Source organism: Aphanizomenon flos-aquae FACHB-1287 (assembly GCF_014698755.1).
Taxonomy (GTDB): Bacteria; Cyanobacteriota; Cyanobacteriia; order Cyanobacteriales; family Nostocaceae; genus Dolichospermum; species Dolichospermum flosaquae.
Genome location: NZ_JACJTO010000033.1, coordinates 26,252 through 49,088, shown reverse-complemented (window position 1 = coordinate 49,088; position 22,837 = coordinate 26,252). Strand labels below are relative to the sequence as shown.

General features: G+C 37.0%; 19 protein-coding genes, 1 tRNA gene and 1 pseudogene. 10 read left to right on the top strand and 11 right to left on the bottom strand.

Annotated elements, in window-relative coordinates:
- The coding region (locus H6G44_RS15185; protein WP_190595375.1) for a helix-turn-helix domain-containing protein at nt 1-362 on the bottom strand (362 nt) is incomplete at its 3' end.
- Nucleotides 363-394: 32 nt separating this feature from the next.
- Between H6G44_RS15185 and H6G44_RS20770 the strand changes: the two are divergent.
- A pseudogene (locus H6G44_RS20770) lies at nt 395-496 on the top strand (IS200/IS605 family transposase); the annotation flags it as partial.
- A gap of 316 nt (nt 497-812) precedes the next feature.
- Here the strand turns inward: H6G44_RS20770 and H6G44_RS15180 are convergent.
- Entirely contained in the window at nt 813-2,378 is a 1,566-nt protein-coding gene (locus H6G44_RS15180) for an iron uptake porin (RefSeq protein WP_190387382.1), read from the bottom strand.
- A 309-nt stretch (nt 2,379-2,687) separates the two neighbouring features.
- On the opposite strand from H6G44_RS15180, the gene H6G44_RS15175 reads away from it, so the two are divergent.
- The 5 genes from H6G44_RS15175 to H6G44_RS15155 all read left to right on the top strand — a co-directional run bounded on the left by H6G44_RS15175 (nt 2,688) and on the right by H6G44_RS15155 (nt 6,261).
- Nucleotides 2,688-3,653, top strand: a complete 966-nt coding sequence (locus H6G44_RS15175; protein WP_190387381.1) for a metal ABC transporter solute-binding protein, Zn/Mn family — start codon at nt 2,688-2,690, stop codon at nt 3,651-3,653.
- Nucleotides 3,654-3,708: 55 nt separating this feature from the next.
- Nucleotides 3,709-4,491: a metal ABC transporter ATP-binding protein gene (locus tag H6G44_RS15170; protein WP_190387380.1), complete on the top strand. Its 783-nt coding sequence runs from the start codon at nt 3,709-3,711 to the stop codon at nt 4,489-4,491.
- Between the two features lie 74 nt (nt 4,492-4,565).
- Nucleotides 4,566-5,399 (top strand): metal ABC transporter permease, encoded by an 834-nt coding sequence (locus H6G44_RS15165; protein ID WP_190387379.1) that lies wholly within the window; start codon nt 4,566-4,568, stop codon nt 5,397-5,399.
- Between the two features lie 78 nt (nt 5,400-5,477).
- Nucleotides 5,478-5,550 (top strand) — tRNA-Phe (locus tag H6G44_RS15160).
- Nucleotides 5,551-5,892: 342 nt separating this feature from the next.
- Nucleotides 5,893-6,261, top strand: a complete 369-nt coding sequence (locus H6G44_RS15155; RefSeq protein WP_190387378.1) for a 2TM domain-containing protein — start codon at nt 5,893-5,895, stop codon at nt 6,259-6,261.
- A gap of 173 nt (nt 6,262-6,434) precedes the next feature.
- Here the strand turns inward: H6G44_RS15155 and H6G44_RS15150 are convergent, their stop codons facing one another.
- The 4 genes from H6G44_RS15150 to H6G44_RS15135 form a co-directional block, all read right to left on the bottom strand.
- The gene (locus tag H6G44_RS15150) at nt 6,435-8,678 is read right to left on the bottom strand and encodes an O-linked N-acetylglucosamine transferase, SPINDLY family protein (RefSeq protein WP_190387377.1); all 2,244 of its coding nucleotides are present in this window, start codon (nt 8,676-8,678) and stop codon (nt 6,435-6,437) included.
- Between the two features lie 231 nt (nt 8,679-8,909).
- Nucleotides 8,910-9,455 (bottom strand): type IV pilin-like G/H family protein, encoded by a 546-nt coding sequence (locus H6G44_RS15145; protein WP_190595374.1) that lies wholly within the window; start codon nt 9,453-9,455, stop codon nt 8,910-8,912.
- A 208-nt stretch (nt 9,456-9,663) separates the two neighbouring features.
- Nucleotides 9,664-10,209: a type IV pilin-like G/H family protein gene (locus H6G44_RS15140; protein ID WP_190387375.1), complete on the bottom strand. Its 546-nt coding sequence runs from the start codon at nt 10,207-10,209 to the stop codon at nt 9,664-9,666.
- Between the two features lie 256 nt (nt 10,210-10,465).
- Complete coding sequence (locus tag H6G44_RS15135) at nt 10,466-10,987, bottom strand: type IV pilin-like G/H family protein (RefSeq protein ID WP_190387374.1); 522 nt, start codon at nt 10,985-10,987, stop codon at nt 10,466-10,468.
- A gap of 209 nt (nt 10,988-11,196) precedes the next feature.
- Between H6G44_RS15135 and H6G44_RS15130 the strand changes: the two genes are divergently transcribed.
- The 3 genes from H6G44_RS15130 to H6G44_RS15120 all read left to right on the top strand — a co-directional run bounded on the left by H6G44_RS15130 (nt 11,197) and on the right by H6G44_RS15120 (nt 13,329).
- A complete protein-coding gene (locus H6G44_RS15130; RefSeq protein WP_190387373.1) occupies nt 11,197-12,087 on the top strand; it encodes an ABC transporter permease in 891 nt (296 codons plus the stop codon).
- A 101-nt stretch (nt 12,088-12,188) separates the two neighbouring features.
- Nucleotides 12,189-12,350: a hypothetical protein gene (locus H6G44_RS15125; RefSeq protein WP_190387372.1), complete on the top strand. Its 162-nt coding sequence runs from the start codon at nt 12,189-12,191 to the stop codon at nt 12,348-12,350.
- A gap of 100 nt (nt 12,351-12,450) precedes the next feature.
- The gene (locus tag H6G44_RS15120; protein ID WP_190387371.1) at nt 12,451-13,329 is read left to right on the top strand and encodes an ROK family protein; all 879 of its coding nucleotides are present in this window, start codon (nt 12,451-12,453) and stop codon (nt 13,327-13,329) included.
- Between the two features lie 4 nt (nt 13,330-13,333).
- Here the strand turns inward: H6G44_RS15120 and H6G44_RS15115 are convergent, their stop codons facing one another.
- Nucleotides 13,334-14,971 (bottom strand): CTP synthase, encoded by a 1,638-nt coding sequence (locus H6G44_RS15115; RefSeq protein ID WP_190387370.1) that lies wholly within the window; start codon nt 14,969-14,971, stop codon nt 13,334-13,336.
- Between the two features lie 160 nt (nt 14,972-15,131).
- On the opposite strand from H6G44_RS15115, the gene H6G44_RS15110 reads away from it, so the two are divergent.
- Entirely contained in the window at nt 15,132-16,913 is a 1,782-nt protein-coding gene (locus H6G44_RS15110) for an N-acetylmuramoyl-L-alanine amidase (RefSeq protein WP_190387369.1), read from the top strand.
- Between the two features lie 3 nt (nt 16,914-16,916).
- Here the strand turns inward: H6G44_RS15110 and H6G44_RS15105 are convergent, their stop codons facing one another.
- From H6G44_RS15105 to H6G44_RS15090, 4 genes are all read right to left on the bottom strand, one after another.
- Nucleotides 16,917-17,162 carry an HNH endonuclease gene (locus tag H6G44_RS15105; RefSeq protein WP_190387368.1) on the bottom strand — a complete coding sequence of 82 codons (246 nt, stop codon included), beginning with the start codon at nt 17,160-17,162 and terminating at the stop codon, nt 16,917-16,919.
- A 280-nt stretch (nt 17,163-17,442) separates the two neighbouring features.
- A complete protein-coding gene (locus H6G44_RS15100) occupies nt 17,443-17,778 on the bottom strand; it encodes a KGK domain-containing protein (RefSeq protein ID WP_190387367.1) in 336 nt (111 codons plus the stop codon).
- A 91-nt stretch (nt 17,779-17,869) separates the two neighbouring features.
- Nucleotides 17,870-20,254, bottom strand: a complete 2,385-nt coding sequence (locus tag H6G44_RS15095) for a dynamin-like GTPase family protein (RefSeq protein WP_190387366.1) — start codon at nt 20,252-20,254, stop codon at nt 17,870-17,872.
- A gap of 54 nt (nt 20,255-20,308) precedes the next feature.
- Nucleotides 20,309-22,795, bottom strand: a complete 2,487-nt coding sequence (locus tag H6G44_RS15090) for a U32 family peptidase (protein WP_190387365.1) — start codon at nt 22,793-22,795, stop codon at nt 20,309-20,311.
- Between the last annotated feature and the right edge of the window lie 42 nt (nt 22,796-22,837).

The window sequence follows — 22,837 nt, the reverse complement described above, 5'->3', positions numbered from 1 at the left end:
CCACCAATTCTAAATCGTGCTGACTGCTGATTTGTTTTCTTTTTAAACTTAGGGCTACCAATTTTTTTACCTTTTCTTTTACCTTTACAAGAATTAAAAAAGTTTTTATAGGCAATTCCCAAATCTGCAACTGATTGTTGCAAAGGAATATTAGAAACATCAGACAACCATTGCCGCTCAATAGTTTTTTTCCCTTGAGTAATAACTAATTTTTGCAAATCGTTGTTACTTGGCAATTTCTCTACTTGCTTGCAAATAGCCAGGGCATCATTCCAAACGACACGAACGCAACCAAACAACTGAGCTAAAAGCTTTTGCTGTTGGTCTGTCGGGTAGAAACGGAATTGATATCTGGCTTTCATCGTTAATGCTATAATTGGGCTGTAAATTAATTATATATTGGTCTAGTCCCCTTAGAAGAGAAAGACACAGCGTTACAGACTTAAAGATTCATTTGGTCTGTGTTACGAAATATCGCCGGGCTGTGTTTAAAGCCGTCCTAGAAGGACGGGGCTTGTGTCCCGTCTTTTCGGTCATTGGTCATTAGTCGGTTGTCAGTTGTTATTTTTTCCCTGTTCCCTGTTCCCTTATCCTTCCTTGAATAGAAAACTTACTCATCGAAAGACAGATATTTTTTGATATATTTTCATGAAAAGATTGTACTGGCTGTTACAATCTTGTTAAGAAAAGTTGCCCGTTGAATTTTGGGAACGTGCAATTTGGTTTTAACTCTACTGAGAAGACAACGCAAACAACGTTTTTTTATAGACCAACCCTGTGGGAGGGGTTGGTCTTTTTGTTGACGTGATAGCTTAGAAACTGAAAGTAGTTCTCAGAGCACCAATCACTACATTACCACTATCCTTATTGTGATCTGGGGCTGTTAACCAAATTACAGCGGGAGTAATGGTGATATTGTCGCTAAGTTTATATTGATAAAATCCCTCAATGTGATAGGAGGTATTTGGGTCTTTCGCAACTCCAGCAACATTCGCACTAGAACTTGTGACTTTTGGTTCCATACCAACTATCAGACCAGCTAAGTTACCTTTTTTACCCAAGTCAGGTAAAGCCAGGGTAATAGCATAGTTCTGAGTGTCAAACTTTCCTTTTGAACCTGTTAAAACTTGACTATTGGTATAACCGGCCCAACCACCGAGAACAAAGTTCTTGCTAATTCCTAAAGATGCTTGTACACCGTAGGAATTGGTAGAAAAATTGTCAATGAGGATACTAGATGTAGCGTTATTACTACCTGTAACAAGTGGTAAGTTATAGGAGTTGATGTAAGTTAAACCAAGAGAAATATTATTCCTTGGCTTCACAGTTAACTGCGCTAAAGCACCGTAAGAACCATTAAACAAACCATTTTTAACCGTAGGGTCATTAGCTGTAGGACTCAAATAGCCTAAACTAAGGGCTAACTTATCACCAAACTGATGATTAACTGCCAGTCCCGCACCATTTAGTTGTCCATAAATTGGGTTTCTTGTCCCAAAAGTTGACAAAGCACCAAAGGCAGCATCACCATCTAAAAGGTTAACTGTATTGGTAAGATCATCTGCAGCGCCTCCAGTAGCAATTAGTTTTACTTGAGTATTTTTGCTAACAGGAAAGGCATAGGACAAAGTTCCTATACCAACACTATTACTGGGAACACTATTAGCAAAAAACAAGTTTCCTTCTGGAGTATTGATATCAGGACTCTTGATATTATTGCTTTCTAGCCTCGTAAGCAGTGTGTCTCGTCCTGTAAAGCTACTGACAAACTCTACTCTGGTTCTTGCAGCTAAGGTCGTATTTTTATCAGTAATTTCCGCACCAGCGACTGTTTTGCCCTTCACAATACCACTAACAACTGCTACAACTTGTCCTTGTAACTTGGTGGTAGTTGAAAATTGATTAGCTTCTAATTCAGCGGTTTTAGCTTCTAAGGTGTTTACACGCCCTCTTAAGGTTGCTAGTTCTGGAGAAAAGTCGTTTTGCAACTTTTGGATTGTTGCTATATCTTGCTTCGATGCTACATCATTAGTAGTTGTAGCAATTAATTCATTAACTCGATCTAAACAAGCGTTTAAAGCGGCCGCAAATTCATATCTTGTTAATACTCTATTACCACGAAAAGTGTTATCAGGAAAACCATTTATACATCCATAGCGCTCTATCAATGATTGTAACGCTTTAAACGCCCAATCACGAGGTTGGACATCGGAGAATTGAGACACGGAGGTAGTTTGAGCCATTACCTCTTCTTGACTATTATTAAGTTGTAGCTCGTTTACTGTTGGCGCTATTTCTGCCCGTACAGCAGAACCCATGTATAGCATGGAAATAATTACCGCAGGACTAGTAAGTAAATATGCTGCTAATTTTTGCATTTCTCTTCACACCCATTTTTGAAGTTAATCATGTCATACTTGATTTAAACGCATTGCAACGACTAACAAGTATTTTAAATATACTAATTAGCAGTTCCAAGTAGGCTTCTAACCAATAAAGATTAAGAAATCTTTATGACTTGGAAAAATATTAGTATATAGCAGTATTACCTGAAATTCCAAAAAAGTTTGTAATTCTCAATACATTAATATTTTTTTGTCAAATTGTATGAGAATGAATCTCATTATGGTAATATGGTCACAGTCAAGTTTTATAGTCAACCTCAAATCATAAAAGGCCTTAAATAAATGAAAATGGATAAAAAAACCAGAAAATCCCTACTTTTGATGACCTTAATAATATTGTCGGCAGTTTATGGATGTAATAATAATAGCGGTAATAAAAGTATAAAAACTGAGCAAACTCCCAATCAGAAATTACCAAAGATCAAAGTAGTTACAACGTTTTTACCAGTTTATTTGTTTACTAAAGCGGTAGCTAAGGATGTAGCAGATGTAGATATTTTAGTCAAGCCTGGTACGGATGTACACGAATATCAAGGAACACCAGCAAATGTAAGAGCGATTGCTACAGCAAGGGTATTAGTCAAAAATGGTTTAGGCTTAGAAGAGTTTTTAACAGATACAATTAAAAATGCCGGAAATTATCAATTAATAGAAATTGATGCCAGTAAAGGTATTCAAGCTATTAATAAAAGTTCCGCCAATGATAAAATAGTAATAGGAGAACATGACCACAAACATGAATTTGGCAATCCTCATGTTTGGTTAGATCCAGTATTAGCAAAACAGCAAATCATCAATATTAGAGATGGTTTAATTACTGCAGACCCAGGAAATAAAGCCAATTATCAAAGTAATGCAGCGACATATATCCAACAACTAGATAAGTTAAATGATGAATTTCAGCAGAAGATTAAACAAACACCAAACTGTACCTTTATCACCTTCCATGATGCTTTTCCCTATTTAGCCAAACGTTATAATATTAAACAATTAGCAGTAGTAGAAATTCCTGAAAAGCAACTTTCTCCAACCGATATCCAAAAAGTGGTGAATACAGTCAAAAAATACAAAGTTAAAGCCTTATTTAGTGAACCAGGGTTAGACAACAAATTACTGACCAGTATTTCCCAGGACTTGGGAATAACAGTGCAGACCTTAGATTCTTTAGAAAGCGGTGATACCAATCCTCAGTATTATTTTCAGACAATGAAAACTAATTTGGAAAGTTTAGTTTCTGGGTGCAAGTAACAGGAAAATTTCCATTGATCATGATAAATTATTGGCATCTCAAATCTTCATCTTTATGATTGAAAAACAAGTAGAATTGACATTACCAATATTAAAAGTTCTTGGATTAACAGTCTACCAAAGCAACTATCTAGCAGTGCGAGATGTTTCCTTTGAATTATTAGCAGGAACAGATACAGCCATAGTTGGTCCTAATGGTGCGGGAAAAAGTACCTTAATCAAAGCCATTTTAGATTTAATTCCGCGAAATGGGGGAACAATTGAAGTTTTTGGTCGGCCAATTTCCAGATTAGGAAGTTTGCGAAATCAGTTAGGATATATGCCACAAAACTTTATTTTTGATCGCAGTTTTCCTATTTCCGTTAGTGAATTAGTCGCTTTGGGAATAGGTAATAAAAAACATTCATTTTTCGGCAATTTTTGGCAAAATAAACGGGAAATGTCAGTAGCAGTCACCACAGCTTTACAACGTACTGACGCTTATCGCTTGCGAAATCAGGCTATTGGCACTCTTAGCGGTGGTCAACTTAAACGGGTATTATTAGCCTATTGTTTAGTAAGACCGAGAAAATTGTTAGTATTAGATGAAGCCTTTGCTGGGGTAGATGTTCAAGGAACAACGGATTTTTATGCTTTGTTAAACGAATTAAAACGAGAAGAGAATTGGACAGTGTTACAAGTTTCCCATGATATTAATATGGTAAGCCGTCATTGCGATCGCGTCATCTGTCTGAATCAAACCCTTGTCTGCACCGGTAAACCAGAAATAGCCCTTTCTCCGCAGAATCTGCTGGCTACTTATGGTCCTGGTTTTAGTCGTTATGAACATCATCATTAAATGAATCTATCTCACGCAAAGGCGCGAAAAATCAAGATTAAAAAGGTTAAATTTCCCAATTCATTGTTTCTAATATGACCATTAATTATCATGACTTGGTGAATTTATTGCAATTTCCTTTTATGCAGCGGGCTATTATGGGGGCTGTATTAATGGGCATATTAGGCGGCTTGTTGGGCTGTTTTGTAACCTTACGTCAGTTATCTTTTTTTAGCCATGCAGTGGGTCATGCAGCCCTAGTAGGTGTGGCTTTAGGCGTGTTACTTAACATTAATCCTACTTGGATGTTATTGCCTTTTACTTTAATTTTTGGGGTTGTCGTTCTTTACCTAATTGATAAAACTGATTTGGCTAGTGATAGTATTCTCAGTATAGTTCTATCTGGAGCATTAGCAATCGGTGTAATTCTCACCAGTTTTATTAAAGGATATCGCGGTAACTTAATGGGGGTACTATTTGGCGATATTTTAGCCATAGATAACACAGATTTAATTTTGACCCTGTTGGTACTTGTGGGTAGTAGCGTTTTTTTATTATCAACTTTACCACAACAGATATTATTAACTCTTAATCCCGATGTTGCTCAAGTGCAAGGCATACCTGTACAATTATATCGTTATGGATTCGTTATTTTGCTTTCTCTGGCTGTAGCTGTAGCGATTAAAGCCGTCGGTGTTTTATTGGTGAATGCGTTTTTAGTAATTCCGGCCGCTACAGCCAAACTCATGAGTCACCATTTCAGCCGCTTTTTGATTCTATCGGTGGTTGTCGGTTTCAGTAGTAGTATTGGGGGAATGATGATTTCTGGTTTGTTTAACCTAGCTTCAGGTCCCAGTATTGTTTTTGTTCAATTTTTGGTATTTGTGACCGTGTTTAGTTGGGTAAAATTGACCCTGAAGGTTAATTGAAAATTTTTTTGCATAACCCCTTGACTCATCTTTTTTCTTATGTTAGATTAAGTTGCGGTGGTAAGCAGAAAGCCCCACGCCGGGATAGCTCAGTTGGTAGAGCAGAGGACTGAAAATCCTCGTGTCACGAGTTCAAGTCTCGTTCCTGGCATTAATACAGCGGTTTCCGCTCTTATGAGTTATAAAGTTAAATCATCAAACTCTTACAACACCGGGAAGTGCTGTAAAAATAGCTAAAAGTATTCAATAGAAAATATGGTATTTGATGCTACTTAATACTAAATTTGTACCATCAATTACGACATCAATTATTTTTAAAATGTAAAATGTCTTTCTAAGAGGAATTTGGAAAAGTTTTAGACCCATAGATATAGACTTGACAATATCCTCAGTTCATAAGCATAGAAAATGTAATTAATTCTGTCCAGGTACTTACCATTTCAAATCCAAAAATCAATCTCCAAAGTATTTTTTACCATTTTAGGTATTGATAATGACTTACAACTCAGAGGAAATGCAGCAAATTCTCGAAGTAGCTTTTAAAAGGAAGCAACAGGGAGAATACACAAGGGAACAAATAATAGAAATAGCTTCAGAGTTAGGTGTTTCTTCAGAGTCGCTACAAGTTGCAGAACAAGAGTGGATAAAAAATAATTTAGCAGTGAAAAAAGAGCAAATATCCCATGGTCAACAACGCAAAGGATTCAAATCACACCTATTTGTTTTTCTAGCAATTAATGGTTTTTTAGTGCTGTTAAACTTGCTAGTAAGTCCTGGATATTTCTGGGCAATTTATCCTATATTAGGATGGGGACTAGGTTTATTACTACATGGAATTAAGGCTTATACAAGTAATACCTAAAATACAGCCCTTCCTGGTGTTATGAGGTACATATCTAGCGGGAAAGATACCCCCACCACAAAAGTTTAAGTAATCAGAGCGGAAACCGCTGTATATTCCCGACTCCTAAGATTAATTTATGTACCTATAGAAAAATCACCCCAGGAAGTCGGGGATTTTGCTGATTACTAACCTCAACTATCAACATATCTCTGCCACATTTGCTCATAGGCTGTTTCCATCTCCCGGGTAAACTTTTTGGCATTCCATAGGGGTGCTGTATGTCTTGACTGTCGTAACTTCCACGATATTTCCTGTCTTAATTTTTCATCCTTACCTAAACGCACACCCCACTCAACATACTCATTCTCACTCCAAGCAATACCCTCTGTAATCCCTGCATTCATCATCATACCGTAGCTATTGCGAGCCGAAAATTGTTCACCCACTCTTGTAACTAAAGGAACACCCATCCATAGAGTTTCTAAAGTTGTCGTTGCTCCATTATAGGGATAAGTATCAAGAACCACATCAGCAATCTGTAAATTAGCACGGTGGACGGCTTCGCTACGGACATGGGGTAAAAATCTAATCCGCTCAAAATCTACACCTTCTTCCTCTGCAATTTTCTCAAAAAATAACTTGGTCGTTTTTGGATCAGCATCCCCTTTGATCAAAAGATAGCTATTAGGTACTTCTTTGATAATTCTCATTTGTAATTTTAAATGAGGTAGATGCCTTTTGTACCCCTTTTGGGTCATAAAATAAATAATCGCATCACTGGGAATATCTAAATCCTCCCTTCGTAAATCAGGTACATCTACCTCAAAACCATCAACAGCAATATAAGTTTGCGGTAATCTCCAAATTGTCTCACTATAATAATTCTGTGCTGATTCTGGTAGCACATAAGGATCAGCTATAAAATAGTCAATTGATGGTAATCCTGAACTATCCCACCCTAACCATGTTACCTGTATCGGTGCAGATTTAATTGACATCAATTCACAAGTTGAATCCGAAGTTACACTATCTAAATCAACTAAAATATCAATTTCGTCCCCTTGGATTTGCTCCCAAACTTTATCACTTTGATCAATTCCAAACTTGTAAAAGTTATATGAGTTCCTAACAAAATTATTTTCGGTAAACATTTCCAGTCTTTCAGACTCGTCAAAAGAATAACAAGAGATTTTAAATCTTTCTGGATTATGATATTTAAACAGCCAACGGCATAACCAACCAACAGAATGTTTCTTAAAACAATGGGAAATATAACCAATATTAAATATTTGCTTATTTCCGTTTAAATTTTGTCTTCTTATATTTATATTTTTAGAATTCCTTTCTGCAATTTCTACTTCCTTTTGAATAAATTGAGATTGGCAAAAACTAGAAATCTGATTTTTAAGTATGTGGTTTCTTTCCGGTTTATCTTCAAAATACGGAACGAAAAACAACACCTGAGATAATCTATTTAGATCTACTATCTGATCAATATCAGGTTGGGTTTCTACTAACTTCCCAGCTAATATAATCTGCTCTTGCAAGCAATCATTAGCTTCTTGCCAATAACTACCAGAAGTCATTAATCCTCGCAGAACAACCTGGTTAGCACAAATTTTTTCTACTAAATTATCTGATAATTCATAACATAATTTACCTGATTCTATTCCTTTATCATATTGTCCACAGTTTTGATACATATATGATATTGCTATTAAAATTTCTCTATGTTCAAGATGATAATTCTTAGGAATTCTCTCTAAACAAAGTTCTGCAAATTTTGATGCTAAGTCAGGTCTTTTATAAAAAGCTGATACTTTGATACATTGAACCATGATAGATCTAATAATTATCTTTATCAAACTATCTGGATAATTCTGTAGACAAATTTTCACAAAATCAACAATTGAATTAAATTCTGATTTTCCTGTACTTGTATAAATTAACAATTTATTAATAACATCTAATAACAAATTCAGATCACAATTATCTATTGTCATAGATAAGGAATCACTGATAGATTTTAACAACTCTGGACAATCATCCTCAAAGGTCGGTAATTGAATCACAATTACCACCAAACCCAATAAATTATTAATATTTTCAGGGGCAATTTCTCTGATATGCTGACGAATTGCCCAAGCAAGATGATAGTCCTCAATTGCGATACGACGCTCCGCTTCTGTGTTTAAAACTTCTAATAATTCTTTAGTATCAAAATCTGCTGGAGCTACTTCTGATAATGCCGTAAACCAAGTGACTTGTGCCTCCGTTTCCTGACCTTGTAATAATAATAGTAATCCTAAATACCAGTAATAATTTTTAATATCAGGTTCTCTTTCTATTGCTTCCCTATACAGTTTTGCTGCCACACTATAATCTTCATTAATCAGATACTCCTGTGCCTGTTCCTGCCAGTTAGCTTCAATCATCTAATTTTTACCTATATACTCCATATACAGCCTTTCCCTCTCTAATATAGAATTATCTCTCCCCAACCCTCCCCAAAGCTTATAGGAAGGTGTGCCACAGCGGGGGGTGTATTTCTTGACCATGGAAACTGCTATATATATTACTTCTCAACAAAGACATTAACCCTCTATATGTCACATAGAAGGTTAATTGTCTAATCTTACTCTTAATTGCCAAGAACAACTCAAGAATTACTTAATTGATTTACCACCAGTCGCACAACCTGTACTTATAGCAGCTATATTAACGGCAGCAGATCCAACTGTATCCACGTTATTAGTTTCACACATAAATGCTAGGCTTGTTACCTCGGAGTTAGCTCCAGCAGTTCTTAAAGAAACAACACCACCGTAGTTTTTCAGTCCACTGCCAGAACTTGCGGAACTAGAGTAGTTAGCAGCGAAAAGCTGGGTTCCAGTACCAGCACCAGCAACCGCTATATATACGTAATTGGCAGTCTGAGTACCAATACCAACACCCATAGCATCAACACTACTAGTAAAAGAGTCATTTTCTGTGTAGAAAGCTTGCTGACCTCTGTTCATAGAACCAACATAGGTCTTAGCCTCAGATTGTCTAGCTTTCTTAGCTTGGTTCAAAAAGGAGGGAAGAGCAATAGCAGACAAAATACCGATGATGATGATCACAACTAACAATTCAATCAGGGTAAAACCTTGATCATCTTTCTTTTTACCAACAAGGTGTTGCAAAAATTTTGCTTTCAATTCAGTTTTCATAGGAGTTTTCCTTACAGGGTTAGTGTTGCTTGCTTCTTTTGTTTATGTAAATAACTTACCCAGTTATGAGCATTTTCATATCACCTCACCAAAAATATTTTTTCCTAGAGATAGGACAATGGTTGACAAAGCTTAAACTCTCTAGGTCTTACATAGAAGGTTAATTATCTAATCTTACTCTTAATTGCCAATAACAACAATTCCAGAATTACTTAATTGCTTTACCACCGTCCGCACAAGATGTACTTGTAGCAGCTATATCAACGGCAGCAGATCCAACTGTATCCACGTTATTAGTTTCACACATAAATGCTAGGCTTGTTACCTCGGAGTTAGCTCCAGCAGTTCTTAAAGAAACAACACCACCGTAGTTTTTCAGTCCACTGCCAGAACTTGCGGAACTAGAGTAGTTAGCAGCGAAAAGCTGGGTTCCAGTACCAGCACCAGCAACCGCTATATATACGTAATTGGCAGTCTGAGTACCAATACCAACACCCATAGCATCAACACTACTAGTAAAAGAGTCATTTTCTGTGTAGAAAGCTTGCTGACCTCTGTTCATAGAACCAACATAGGTCTTAGCCTCAGATTGTCTAGCTTTCTTAGCTTGGTTCAAAAAGGAGGGAAGAGCAATAGCAGACAAAATACCGATGATGATGATCACAACTAACAATTCAATCAGGGTAAAACCTTGATCATCTTTCTTTTTACCAACAAGGTGTTGCAAAAATTTTGCTTTCAATTCAGTTTTCATAGGAGTTTTCCTTACAGGGTTAGTGTTGCTTGCTTCTTTTGTTTATGTAGATAAGTTACCCAGATTTGAGCCTTTTCATGTCATTTCACTAAGAATATTTTTTCCCTAGACAGAGAAAAAGGCTAAAAAAGCTTATTTATATAGGATCTTGGTGTGATTATATTTTTTCTATGCAATGGTCAAGTCCTCGACTTCTGGAAAAAATCAGAGGCCTTGGTTTTCAGAGTTAATTCAAGGGTGTTATAGTGGTTTTATGTTATTTTTGTAACGGTATCCAATTGCTAGGACACTGATTTAAAGCCATTGTTTGCTGAGTACCTTCACCAATAGCAGGACTTTCGCATAAAATACTTATAGCTACATGGTCAGTAGTATCGCTGATCAAGGTTTTTAAAAAAGTAACTCCTACGTAGGATTTTAAAGACCCTTTTTTAGAGATACCGTTATTTGTAGCTATTGTGCTGCTGGACATACTGATGTTGTATTCGTAATTATCGGTTTGTGATTTAATACCAATACCTAAGTCATCAACAGCATTGGTAAAGGTGGTATTTTCTAAATAGTAAACCTGTTGAGCGCGGTTCATGGAGCCAACAAATAGTTTAGCTTCTACCTGTTTAGCTTTAGAGGATTGTTGAATAAATGAGGGTAAAGCTATGGCAGACAATATACCCACTATGATGATTACTAGAAGTAGTTCAATCAGTGTAAATCCCCCATTATCTGGCTTTTGTGCTAAACAATATTTTAGAAATTGCTTTCTGAAATGGCTGTTCATATTATTTTCAACAATTAATGGAAAATTAGGACGAATATACACTCCAATCCCAAGTATTCCCAAATATCTCTAGTTTTCTATCATCACAGAACGAAAAAAATAAATGCTATCTATAAATAAAACCCTGTCTATTTTTTGTAGCTCATGTTAGGTTGAGTGATAAATTTATCCAATTGACAGCTAGTCGAATTTTTCAAGCCGGTGTTTAAATGACGATTATAAAAAAGCAAGTGCCAAATTTTTGGAAATTTACGGAAAATCCTAGCCTATCTCAGCGATTAATGCAGATTGGTCTGGGTATGACTCTATTTTTTATCTTTTTAGCCTTTTTTGCTCCTGTTTTCCAAGGTTGGGGTTGGTTGCAAAACCCGAAAGAATTTCTTTCTAACCCTATTCACCAAGCACCTTCGGCTCAACACTGGTTTGGAACAAGTCGTTTAGGTTATGATGTCTTTTCTCGCAGTGTGTTTGGTGTCCAGGCCGCGCTGCAAGTTGTGACTTTAGCGACATCATTGAGTATGATTATTGGTGTGCCTTTAGGGATGGTAAGCGGTTATTTAGGGGGAAAATTAGATAAAGCTTTATTATTTCTAATGGATAGTATTTATACTTTACCAGGATTACTACTGTCAGTAACATTGGCTTTTGTTGTCGGTAGAGGTATCTTAAATGCAGCGATCGCTATTAGTATAGCCTATATTCCCCAATATTATCGAGTTGTCCGTAATCACACCGTCAGCGTCAAAACTGAAGTATATATAGAAGCTGCACAAGCTATGGGTGCTTCTACCTGGGTTGTTTTATCACGATATCTATTTTTCAATGTTATTCAAAGTGTCCCTGTTCTTTTTACCCTGAATGCTGCAGATGCTATCTTGGTTTTGGGCGGTTTAGGATTTTTAGGGTTAGGATTACCGGAAGAAGTCCCGGAATGGGGATATGATTTAAAACAAGCCCTGGAAGCACTACCTACAGGCATTTGGTGGACTACTCTGTTTCCTGGTTTAGCAATGACAACTTTAGTGGTAGGGTTATCACTACTTGGTGAAGGGTTGAATGAATTTGTCAATCCTCGTTTGAGAAGAGAAAATAGGCGATAGTTAGTGGTCAGTGGTCAGTGGTCAGTGGTTAGTGGTTAGTGGTCAGTGGTCAGTGGTCAGTGGTCAGCTAACAAAAATGTAATTATTATTGAGGGAGTTGTGTGAAAGATAACATTACTTTAATTGCGGCTGCTACTGGTGGGTTTATGGTTTCTGTAGCTTTATCGGGTATTTTAAAGGGTGCGCCAATTATTAATTGGCAACAAGCACATAATAATTCATACCCAATTGCAAATGTGCAAGTTATTAGGAAAAATCAATAGAAGTGGGAATGAGTAATTAACAACTAACAACTGACAACTGACAACTGACAACTGACAACTGACAACTAACAACTAACAACTAACAACGAACAACTAACTAATGACAAAACAAGTAATTGGTATTGATTTAGGGGGAACTGCGATTAAGTTGGGACGGTTTACAGCAGATGGTAATTGTTTAAAGTCTTTATCTGTAGATACTCCCCAACCTGCAACACCAGAGGCTGTATTATCTGCAATAGTAGATGCAATATCACAAATTGACCCCAATCATGAAACTATTGCCATTGGTTTAGGTACTCCTGGACCTACTGATGCTATGGGAAGAGTTGCAAAAGTTGCCATTAATCTGGTAGGATGGGACAATGTACCTTTAGCAGATTGGTTAGAAACTAAAACTGGTCAACCAACAATTCTGGCAAATGATGCTAACTGTGCTGGTTTAGGAGAAGCTTGGTTAGGTGCTGGCCGAAATTTCCCCAATTTGATTTTACTGACTTTGGGAACCGGCGTTGGTGGAGCAATTATTCTAGATGGTAAATTATTTGTGGGACATCAAGGTGCAGCAGCAGAATTAGGTTTAATTACCCTAAATTCTGACGGACCAATGTGTAATAGTGGCAATCAAGGTTCTTTAGAACAATATACTTCCATTGCTGCTATCCGTCGTCGTACAGGCAAAGAGCCAGCGGAATTAGGCGCACTTGCCCAAAGTGGAGATCCAGAAGCCTTGACTTTTTGGCGAGAATATGGTAAAGATTTAGGAATAGGTTTAACAAGTCTACTCTATGTGCTGACACCCCAGGCAATTATTATTGGTGGTGGTGTGAGCGCGAGTTTTGAGTTTTTCTTACCGTCACTAACAGCAGAAATTGAAAAAAGAGTTTTACCAACTTCCCGCGTAGGGTTACAAATTCTACGAGCAGAATTAGGAAATACAGCGGGAATGGTCGGCGCTGCTAAATTAGCATTGACATAGGAAATTAAGATACTTCTACTGTTTTGGTTGCGGTAGTTAGAGGACGGCTTTGAGAAATAGCAGCGGTAATAAATCCTTTAAATAAAGGGTGAGGTGCATTAGGGCGAGATTGAAATTCGGGGTGAAATTGACAAGCGATAAAGAAAGGGTGTTGAGAATATTCAACGATTTCTACTAGTCTACCATCAGGAGATGTACCACTCACCAAATAACCAGAATCTAATAACTGGTTTCGGTAAATATTGTTAAACTCATAACGATGACGGTGGCGCTCATAAATGACTTCTTCTTGATAAAGTTGAAAAGCCAGGGTATTAGGAAGTATTCGACAAGGATAAAGTCCTAATCGCATTGTTCCGCCTAAATCTACTACGTCTTGTTGTTCCGGTAATAGATTAATAACCGGGTCTTCAGTGTACGGATTAAATTCAGCACTGTCGGCATGGGATAAACCTTCGACATTTCTAGCCCATTCAATAACAGAGCACTGCATTCCTAAGCATAAACCTAAAAAGGGAATTTGCCGGGTGCGGGCGTATTTAATGGCTGCAATTTTCCCGTCTATGCCGCGACTACCAAAACCGCCAGGAACAATAATACCATCTACACCGGATAAATAGTTTTCGGCGGGTTCAGTTTCGAGAGCTTCGGAATTTACCCATCGTAACCGCAAATCGCTGTGAGTGGCAATAGCCGCATGACGTAAAGATTCAACTACGGAAAGATAGGCATCACTTAACCGCACGTATTTACCAACTATGGCAATTTCGACGCTGTATTTAGGATTATACATCCTTTCTACCATCATTTCCCATTGGCTCAAGTTGGGTTGACGTTGTTCCATTTGCAGCAAATTGAGGACTTGTTCCGCGAGTCCTTCCCGTTCTAAAATGACTGGGACTTCATAGATACTGCGGGCATCTGGGCTAGTAATAACACATTCTACAGCTACATCACAAAATTCTGATAACTTTTGTTTCAAACCCACAGGAATGGGGCGATCGCTGCGACATACTAGAATATCTGGTTGAATGCCAATGGATCTAAGTTCCTTCACAGAATGCTGAGTAGGCTTAGTTTTCATTTCTCCTGCTGCTGCAATCCAGGGCAATAAGGTAACGTGCATATATAGTACATTTCGTTTTCCTACCTCTTTTCGCAGTTGACGAATTGCTTCTAAAAATGGTAGCGATTCAATATCGCCCACAGTCCCACCAATTTCTGTAATTACCGCAGAGGGATTAGTCTCTTTAGCGACCCTAAGGATTCGTTCTTTAATCTCATTGGTAATGTGAGGAATTACCTGAACAGTGCCGCCATTATAGTCTCCTCGGCGTTCCCTGTTAATAACTGACTGATAAATCAAGCCAGTAGTTACACTGTTCAGCCGGGACATTGAAGTATCAGTAAACCGTTCATAATGTCCCAAATCCAAATCCGTTTCTGCACCGTCTTGGGTAACAAAAACTTCTCCATGCTGAAAAGGACTCATTGTGCCCGGATCAACGTTAATATAGGGATCAAGTTTGAGAATGGAAACAGAATAATCACGTGATTTGAGCAAACGACCCAAACTAGCTGCTACAATGCCCTTACCAATACTGGAAACAACGCCTCCAGTCACAAAGATAAACTTAGTCATAGTATTTTCAATTTCTAGTAACTCTTAATAGATTTTGCTCCCGCAGGGAGAATTTGTGTAGACGATTTGAGAAGCTTGTATGCGGGGTGAATTATTGATGTCTTATCTCATCTTCCCCATTTTGCCACAGTTCCTATTCTAAAAACCCTTGTATTTGTCCATGAAGAAACTTTTAGGATTAATATTATTTAACTTTTCATTAGCCTCCTCAGTTGCGTTAGCAGAAAAACCACTTTTAGTAGTTTTTCCCTCCACAAACTACCAAACCAGTACAGAAAAAATATTTTTTATCGGTACAGCGCCACCGGGAGGCCAAGTTTTAATTAATGGTAAGCTAGTTAAACGTAGTCAGGCTGGGCATTTTTCCCCTAGTTTTCCCTTGCAGTTAGGAGAAAATATATTTAAAGTCCGTTACCAAAATCAAGAACGAGAGATTAAAATTAACAGGGTATCTACGCAACCTGAGTTACCCGCGGGTTTGGGCTTTGCTAAGGATTCTTTGACTCCTGCTACTGATATTACCAGATTACCAGGGGAATTAATTTGTTTTAGTGCCATTGCGCCACCTCAAGCTACTGTCTGGGTTAACCTAGTCAATCAAAATATTACTCTTTTAGCCCAACCATCATTTGCACAATTACCTCCTGACGCGAGTATTTTAACAGGTTTAAATCAGCCTAATCTTTCTAGTCTTACCAAATACCAAGGTTGTACAACAGTCGCAAATGCTGCTGATTTAGGAAAACCCCAATTTAATTTACAACTTGATAATCAAAGAATAACTCAAACTGGGTTAGGTAAAATCGAAATTCTCGCGGCCACACAGTTAGGAGTTGCAGAAATTGCATCAGAATCAGGCATTACTCGCACGGGACCGAGTACGGATTATTCACGACTTACACCCTTGCCGAAGGGAACTATGGCGACAGTGACAGGTAAAGAAGGTGAATGGCTGCGTTTAGACTATGGTGCTTGGATTAATCGTAAAGAGACTAGAATTATCACAGGTGCGGTTAGACTACAAACAGTGATTCGGAGTGTGGGTTATCGGCGACTAAGTACAGCTACGGAGATTCGTTTCCCCTTAGAAACTGCTGTACCGGTGAGTGTGGAACAGGGAAATAACGCTTTCACTCTCACTCTTTACAATACTACTGCCCAAACAGACACAATTCGCCTAGATGATGACCCCCTAATTTCTCGCCTAGATTGGCAGCAGGTAAGCCCTAAACAGGTCAAATATACTTTTAACCTCAAAAAGTTCCAACAGTGGGGCTATAAGCTGAAATATGAGAATACAACTCTGGTTTTAACTTTACGTCATTCACCCCGTCTGAACAAGAGTAAACGTTTACCTTTGTCTAATATCAAGATTGTACTTGATCCTGGCCATGGTGGTAAAGAATCTGGTGCTAGTGGACCAACTGGGTATCTAGAAAAAGATGTGAATTTGATTGTTTCTAAATTGCTGCGGGATGAATTGGTGAAGCGGGGCGCTAAAGTGGTAATGACGAGGGAAGATGACCGAGATGTGTCCTTGGTGGAACGTCAAGTAATTATTAATACACAAGAACCCGCGATCGCTCTATCTATCCATCATAACTCTTTACCGGATAATGGGGATGCGGAAAACACGAAAGGATTTGGAACTTTTTGGTATCATTCTCAATCTCATAGCCTGGCAGTATTTTTACAAAATTACGTAGTTACAAATCTCCGTAAACCTAACTATGGTGTATTTTGGAAGAATTTAGCCCTGACTCGTCCTAGTGCTGCACCGGCGGTATTATTGGAATTGGGTTTTATGAGTAATCCCTATGAATTTGAGGAGATAGTGAATCCCCAAGCACAGCGGAAAATGGCGAGTACTTTGGCTGACGGGATAACTAAATGGTTTGAGGGTATTTATCTAACCACGGAGGCACAGAGAACACAGAGGTAAGAGCTAGGTGTCAAAATGTCGTCGAAAACGGTTGTCAATTTTATCTGTTTTGTGTTGGTTGCAGGTTAAGCAGAGTGTTTGTAAGTTACTAATATCGTTTTTTCCTCCACGAGATAAGGGGATAATATGATCAATACTGAGTTGAGTTTCTTGGGAGATTTTACCACAGCTTTGACATTGATATTTATCTCTTTGAAAAACGTAGTTTCTGACTTCTGGGGGTATGGGAATGCGTGGGGTTTTGTTCATAGATTGAAATTTTGTCTGAATCAGGATATCCAGGATTTGAGGATGTACAGGATGTGATTTGGTGTTTATTTTTTGGGATTTCTTGATTTGATATTTTTAAAATAAAATTCTTATCTTTCACTATCTTCGCTAATCATACCAATAAGTATATCATCAATTATCAATCTTAAAATAAATTAACTTTTTAGAAAATCCTGATTCAGACAATTAAGTAAATCGCATCCACACAAACAAATTCTATCTGTGTGGACTAATTTATTTATAATGTAGCTTCATTTATTTATCTGCCTCGGAATTCGTCAAGGGGTGATTTTGGTTCGTCAGGACAAAATTCCAAAGAAACTTTCATTCTTAATTTCCCTTTTTGCCAATTTTTACTCGGTTTTAAAATTTGACAGTCAACACCATCATTTATCCAATCATCAGGATTTTTAACAGATGGTAAAACACGACTATTTATAGATTTTAGTTCATGATTTAAATGGTCTAATTTCCCCTTATCTAAGATTACTTTTGACAAAGCTAAATCTAATTGACTGGCTTTTAAAATATAACCATCAAAATCAATCACAACATCACTTTGTTCAGAACTTATCATTTCAAAATTATCTTCCATTTCTTTCTTCCTCTGTGTCCTCTGCGCCTCTGTGGTTCGTTAAAAAACAAAATTAGGTGAACACAGAAAAACCCTGCATTCACCCAAAACATTATACCTCTTCCTCCCCAATTATCGGCAGTAAATGTTCATATAACTGCATCGCTTGTAAACAGCCATTAATTCCCGCAACTGCTGTATTATATTCCGCGATTTTTCCCTCAACTTGACTCAACAAACGTTGATTATTAGCAATCTTTTCCTCAGCTTCTTGTTGCAATGTTTTCTCTAAATAAGCCCGGGCTTGGGGATATTGTTGTAATATCTCATCTGCTTGTTTTTCTCCCATTGGTAATAACTGAATTTTGATAGTTTGGTTGATAGTTTGACGGAAAGATTGACGAATAGTATGGGAAACTTTCGGTTCAAAATCTAGCTTTAATAATTGTCTAATTGCAGGTTCAGCGTCAACTATACTTTCTGCGTCGTAACCTTGGGAAGTTTGTTCTAATACTTGTCGAAATTGATAGATAGAAAATGTGCCTTCGTTATAAAATCTGGGGCTTTCTCTGACAAAGCGATCGCATTCTACCCTAGCACTATTTACTAAAGTTTGAGAAATTACTTTTTCTATTTCTTTTACCTGTGATTCAATTCCTCCATCATTACCCAATAAGCGATACAATTGACGGTAATATTCTGATTTTCTAATTTTTGCCATTAATTGTTGGAATAGATTAGCAATGATTTGTTGACAAGATTCTATTAAAATATCTTCCAACTGATTTGATAGGTAATAAAAAGCCTCTACTAAAACAGCTAATAAGGGTGCAGTTGCGTTTCTAGGATGACTTAAGGTCGCACGTCGGTAAGCTTCTGCGACGGAGAAATTATCTAGTAATTCATCAAGACGACGAATCATGCGTGATTGTAATTGTCGAAAATCTGCTTCAAATTCTTCGGAATTACTATTAATTAATCCGTTAACTTCATCATGAATGTGCTGATTAAAATCTCTCCCAATTTGTTGGAGTTGCTGATTTAATTTTTGCAACTCATATTCTTTCATGCTTTCGATTTCTCGCGGTTGACTATCTAATTCTCGTTGTTGATCTTGATAGTGTTTCTTGAGTTTAATACAAATATCTCCTAAATCGTCTGCAAGATTTTTGAATAATTGCGGACGTTTTTCTTCTGTGAGATAGCGAGTAATTGAAGTCCGAAATTCTTCAATTCCACTATCTTGAATGAGTTGGTTAATTAATGGTGTTCCCTGTTCTTCTAAAATCCTCACATAGTTTTCATTGGGAGTTTCATAACCATGGATAGAAATTCTAAATTGACTGGGAGAAAGTTTACCTGCATTAACACAATAATTATTAAAAGCGTAAACAAATTGTGGTGTTTCTTCTCTCTCATTTAAACCTTTGACGCTTTCTACGAAAATTGAATCCAACCCAAATCTATCTAATCGCGTTGTTTGTTTAAGTTGACTTCCGTAAAATCCTAACAAACCACTGGTTTTATAAACTCTGTTACTATCTCGAAATTGACTATTAATTAGATCTTCTAATCTTTCTCTGAGTTGGTTATTGTACCAAGTTTCATCTATGCGGTTAAAGATATAAAAAACTCTGTCTCTTATCCCTGCATTTTCCCGCATTATTTCTAATAATTCGGTTTCTTCTTTGGTCATATCTCCCGCTGACGCAGGTTTGAGAACACAGACTACCGCTGACGTATCTGAATCTTGAATTTTTTCATATGTTAATTGTGCATCTTTTGCTACTGGTGCATCAATTCCTGGAGTGTCTATAATGACGTTACCATCTTCTAAAAGAGGATGATAACAATAATATTCAATCCGTTTTAAAACCGCGCTATTACTACCTCTGCGTGCATATCCTGCGGCTTCTTTGAGGTTAGTAAAATTAAATTGTTCCATGGAATATGTCGCATTATTATGGGTATTAATCCTATCTCTATTAGTGACATATCCTTCTAATAGTAAAATCAGCGCTTTTGCTTGTTTTGCGCGTTCTGATTTACTCTCTCCCCCTTCTTGTTTAATAATTGCTGTACAACATTGATGTAATAAGTTAACTACATCCTGTTTATTGATATTTTCTACAGTATTAAGTCCCAATTGTTGACATAAAAACACCGCTTGTTCTCGAATTTCTGCTTCACTCAAAAAGGTTAAAACAACTCTTTCTGAATCTGCTGGTGCATATTCAATTTTACATTCTGTACCCGTTGCGTGTCCTTCTGCACTATATAATAATTCTCTCTCTAATAGTGCATTAATCAACATTGATTTACCCGCACTAAAAGCACCAGCAAAGACAATTTCAAACTTAGGAGAAATGGCTTTATCTAAGGAAATTTTTACCGGTGTAATGTCTTGAGAACGTAAAGCTGTTTCTTGGTGTAAAAGTTGCAGAATAGATTCAACTTGTACTGATAATTCTTGACACTGAGGGATTAAACTTGACATAAAAAGTAGAGAACGAGGTTTATAAGCATTGTAATATTACTTGTCCCATTTTGGCTACATTATCCTCAATGCACCACGAGTTACACCTAGTTGATTTTGTAGCTTCAATTCTCTCCAAAGTTGCGAACCAATGATTTCTCCTTTAAGTAATTTCTGATAACTTTGTATTGTTTTTTGTACCTGTTCCCGTGTTTCATTGACAAATTCAATCCGTAAGTGCTGTAAACCCAATCCTATTAACCGTTGTACGTATTCTGCTCCAGTTTGTGCAGTGCTGTTATATACTGTATTTCTACATCCTGCGTCTGCTTTCAGAATGTGTTCACTACCTACCCTGTCTCTAATTGTTACCGCTTGTGTATCACAAGGCCTACCGCAGTTGGTATAATCTGTTCCTGTAGATAAAAAAGCGCAAAATACACAATGTTCCATGTGAAACATGGGGATATGTTGATGAATTGTGACTTCAAAATTTTGTGCTGGATAATTGGTAATTAGATCTTCAAGTTGGTTAATATTTAAGTCGTAAGATACTGTTAATCTTTCTAAATTAAATCGGTTTTTAAAGTAATCTGCTGTTAAGGGGTTAGCGATATTTAGAGAGAAATCACCAACACATTTTTCATTAGCAAAATATTCTAATTGATCATAATTTCTGATTAAATAACCATCAGCTTGAGAAGCATGAACTTGTTTTAAAATCCAGGTTTCTCCAGGTTTGGTTATACGAGGTGGTGCGACAAAAATTGTGATTTCTTCTGCAGATTCTCGTACTATTTTTACCGCTTCTTTATAGTTGCGTGGATCTTCAAATTCACAATATATTATTTTAATATCTGTGGTCAATACTGCTTTTAATTGTTCTATATTTCTCACTAAAACAATCAGGGAGGGAGAAGAGAGAATTGCTGTATATTTATTAGTAATTAGATCTTGCCATTTTGCGTGATGATTTAATTGCCAAAGTTTGGGTTTACTTCTCAAGTCTTCTAATTTACTGACTATTTCTCGACGCATTCTATTTAATTCACTCACAGGTAACATAATATTACCGTTAAGATGATTTATGAAAGTATCTAAATAGAAAGGTGTATTTCCTAACCGTCCAAATTGTTCTTTTAATCTTTCTATAGAAAGAGGTCTTGTATGTGCTTCAGCTATAAATATTTCTGATTCTACCTGAACAATATTACCCAATTCATCACGACATACAGCTATTAATTTTTCTCCAATTTCTCCATACACTTCTATATTAATAGGTCTGGTAAATTGGGGATTTTCTCCAGTATAACTTTGACGAATTTGTTTATCTAATTCTGGATCATTGGTTTTCCAAACTTTATCACCTATATGAATACTATGAAAATTTAAATCATTTCTTCCAAAAGTTAATATTGTCTCTTTTCCATTAGGGATAACTGCATATATTCTTCCCCCTTCTTCCTTCCTTTCTGGGTGTCCACAATCAAAAACAATTCCGTCTCCCGCTTTAACAGGTTCTTCTAACTTTACAGTTATTTCTGCATTTTTAATCCGGGTAACTTCTCCTAAATAAACACCCCGTTTTTTGCCAAATCTCCCATGTACTAATTCTTGATTATTAATTCCCTCAAACCAACCTGTATATAGTCCGCGAGAAAATGCCATTTCTAAATTATATTGGTCTTTTTCTGTATGAGAAAATGTCTCTATGTGAGTTTTTATAATTTGATTTAAAGCTTGACGATAAACCCGAGTTACATTAGCAACATATTCCGGTGCTTTTAACCGTCCTTCAATTTTTAAAGAAGTAACTCCAGATTTTACTAACTCTGGTAAAACTTCTAAACCCGCTAAATCTTGAGGACTTAATAAATATTTCCGATTACCTAAATTAACAACTTCCCCATTAGCAATTAAATCATAAGGCATTCTACAAGCTTGAGCACATTCTCCCCGATTTGCAGAACGTCCTCCTAATGCTTCACTGGTTAAACATTGTCCAGAATATGCGACGCATAAAGCACCGTGAACAAAAATTTCTAAAGGTAAAGAAATGTTTTTTGATAATATTTGTTTTTGAATTTTATTAATTTCTAAAATCGAACATTCCCGCGCTAAAACTACCAATTGACAGCCCAAAGATTTGGCAAATTCTACCCCCGCAGCACTGGTAATAGTCATTTGAGTGGAAGCGTGAATGGGAAAGTCTGGGGAAAGATGACGAATCAGTCGACAAATACCCACGTCCTGAACAATTACAGCATCAACACCCGCAGAAATGATAGTTTTGAGGTATTGCTGTACTTCCGTTAGTTCCTGGGCAAAAATGAGGGTATTCAGGGTGATATAGCCTTTGACTCCCCGCAAGTGCAGAAATTCCATTAATTCGGGTAAATCTGCTAATGTAAAATTTTCAGCCCGCATTCTCGCATTAAACTTTTCTAAACCAAAGTAAATCGCATCTGCACCATTTTCTATTGCAGCTTTCGCGCATTCCCAATTACCAGCGGGCGCTAATAGTTCAGGGATTTCTAGGGTAGACGTAGAGATGCTTGTCATTGTAGTAAGGTCAAAGTTATGTCATCTTATAGATTGTACCTG

What these genes read in the sequence shown, in the direction of transcription:
- H6G44_RS15180 (WP_190387382.1), bottom strand. Translation starts at nt 2,378, where the DNA reads ATGCAAAAATTAGCAGCATATTTACTTACTAGTCCTGCGGTAATTATT.
- H6G44_RS15175 (WP_190387381.1), top strand. Translation starts at nt 2,688, where the DNA reads ATGAAAATGGATAAAAAAACCAGAAAATCCCTACTTTTGATGACCTTA.
- H6G44_RS15170 (WP_190387380.1), top strand. Translation starts at nt 3,709, where the DNA reads ATGATTGAAAAACAAGTAGAATTGACATTACCAATATTAAAAGTTCTT.
- H6G44_RS15165 (WP_190387379.1), top strand. Translation starts at nt 4,566, where the DNA reads ATGACCATTAATTATCATGACTTGGTGAATTTATTGCAATTTCCTTTT.
- H6G44_RS15155 (WP_190387378.1), top strand. Translation starts at nt 5,893, where the DNA reads ATGACTTACAACTCAGAGGAAATGCAGCAAATTCTCGAAGTAGCTTTT.
- H6G44_RS15150 (WP_190387377.1), bottom strand. Translation starts at nt 8,678, where the DNA reads ATGATTGAAGCTAACTGGCAGGAACAGGCACAGGAGTATCTGATTAAT.
- H6G44_RS15145 (WP_190595374.1), bottom strand. Translation starts at nt 9,455, where the DNA reads ATGAAAACTGAATTGAAAGCAAAATTTTTGCAACACCTTGTTGGTAAA.
- H6G44_RS15140 (WP_190387375.1), bottom strand. Translation starts at nt 10,209, where the DNA reads ATGAAAACTGAATTGAAAGCAAAATTTTTGCAACACCTTGTTGGTAAA.
- H6G44_RS15135 (WP_190387374.1), bottom strand. Translation starts at nt 10,987, where the DNA reads ATGAACAGCCATTTCAGAAAGCAATTTCTAAAATATTGTTTAGCACAA.
- H6G44_RS15130 (WP_190387373.1), top strand. Translation starts at nt 11,197, where the DNA reads ATGACGATTATAAAAAAGCAAGTGCCAAATTTTTGGAAATTTACGGAA.
- H6G44_RS15120 (WP_190387371.1), top strand. Translation starts at nt 12,451, where the DNA reads ATGACAAAACAAGTAATTGGTATTGATTTAGGGGGAACTGCGATTAAG.
- H6G44_RS15115 (WP_190387370.1), bottom strand. Translation starts at nt 14,971, where the DNA reads ATGACTAAGTTTATCTTTGTGACTGGAGGCGTTGTTTCCAGTATTGGT.
- H6G44_RS15110 (WP_190387369.1), top strand. Translation starts at nt 15,132, where the DNA reads ATGAAGAAACTTTTAGGATTAATATTATTTAACTTTTCATTAGCCTCC.
- H6G44_RS15105 (WP_190387368.1), bottom strand. Translation starts at nt 17,162, where the DNA reads ATGAACAAAACCCCACGCATTCCCATACCCCCAGAAGTCAGAAACTAC.
- H6G44_RS15100 (WP_190387367.1), bottom strand. Translation starts at nt 17,778, where the DNA reads ATGGAAGATAATTTTGAAATGATAAGTTCTGAACAAAGTGATGTTGTG.
- H6G44_RS15095 (WP_190387366.1), bottom strand. Translation starts at nt 20,254, where the DNA reads ATGTCAAGTTTAATCCCTCAGTGTCAAGAATTATCAGTACAAGTTGAA.
- H6G44_RS15090 (WP_190387365.1), bottom strand. Translation starts at nt 22,795, where the DNA reads ATGACAAGCATCTCTACGTCTACCCTAGAAATCCCTGAACTATTAGCG.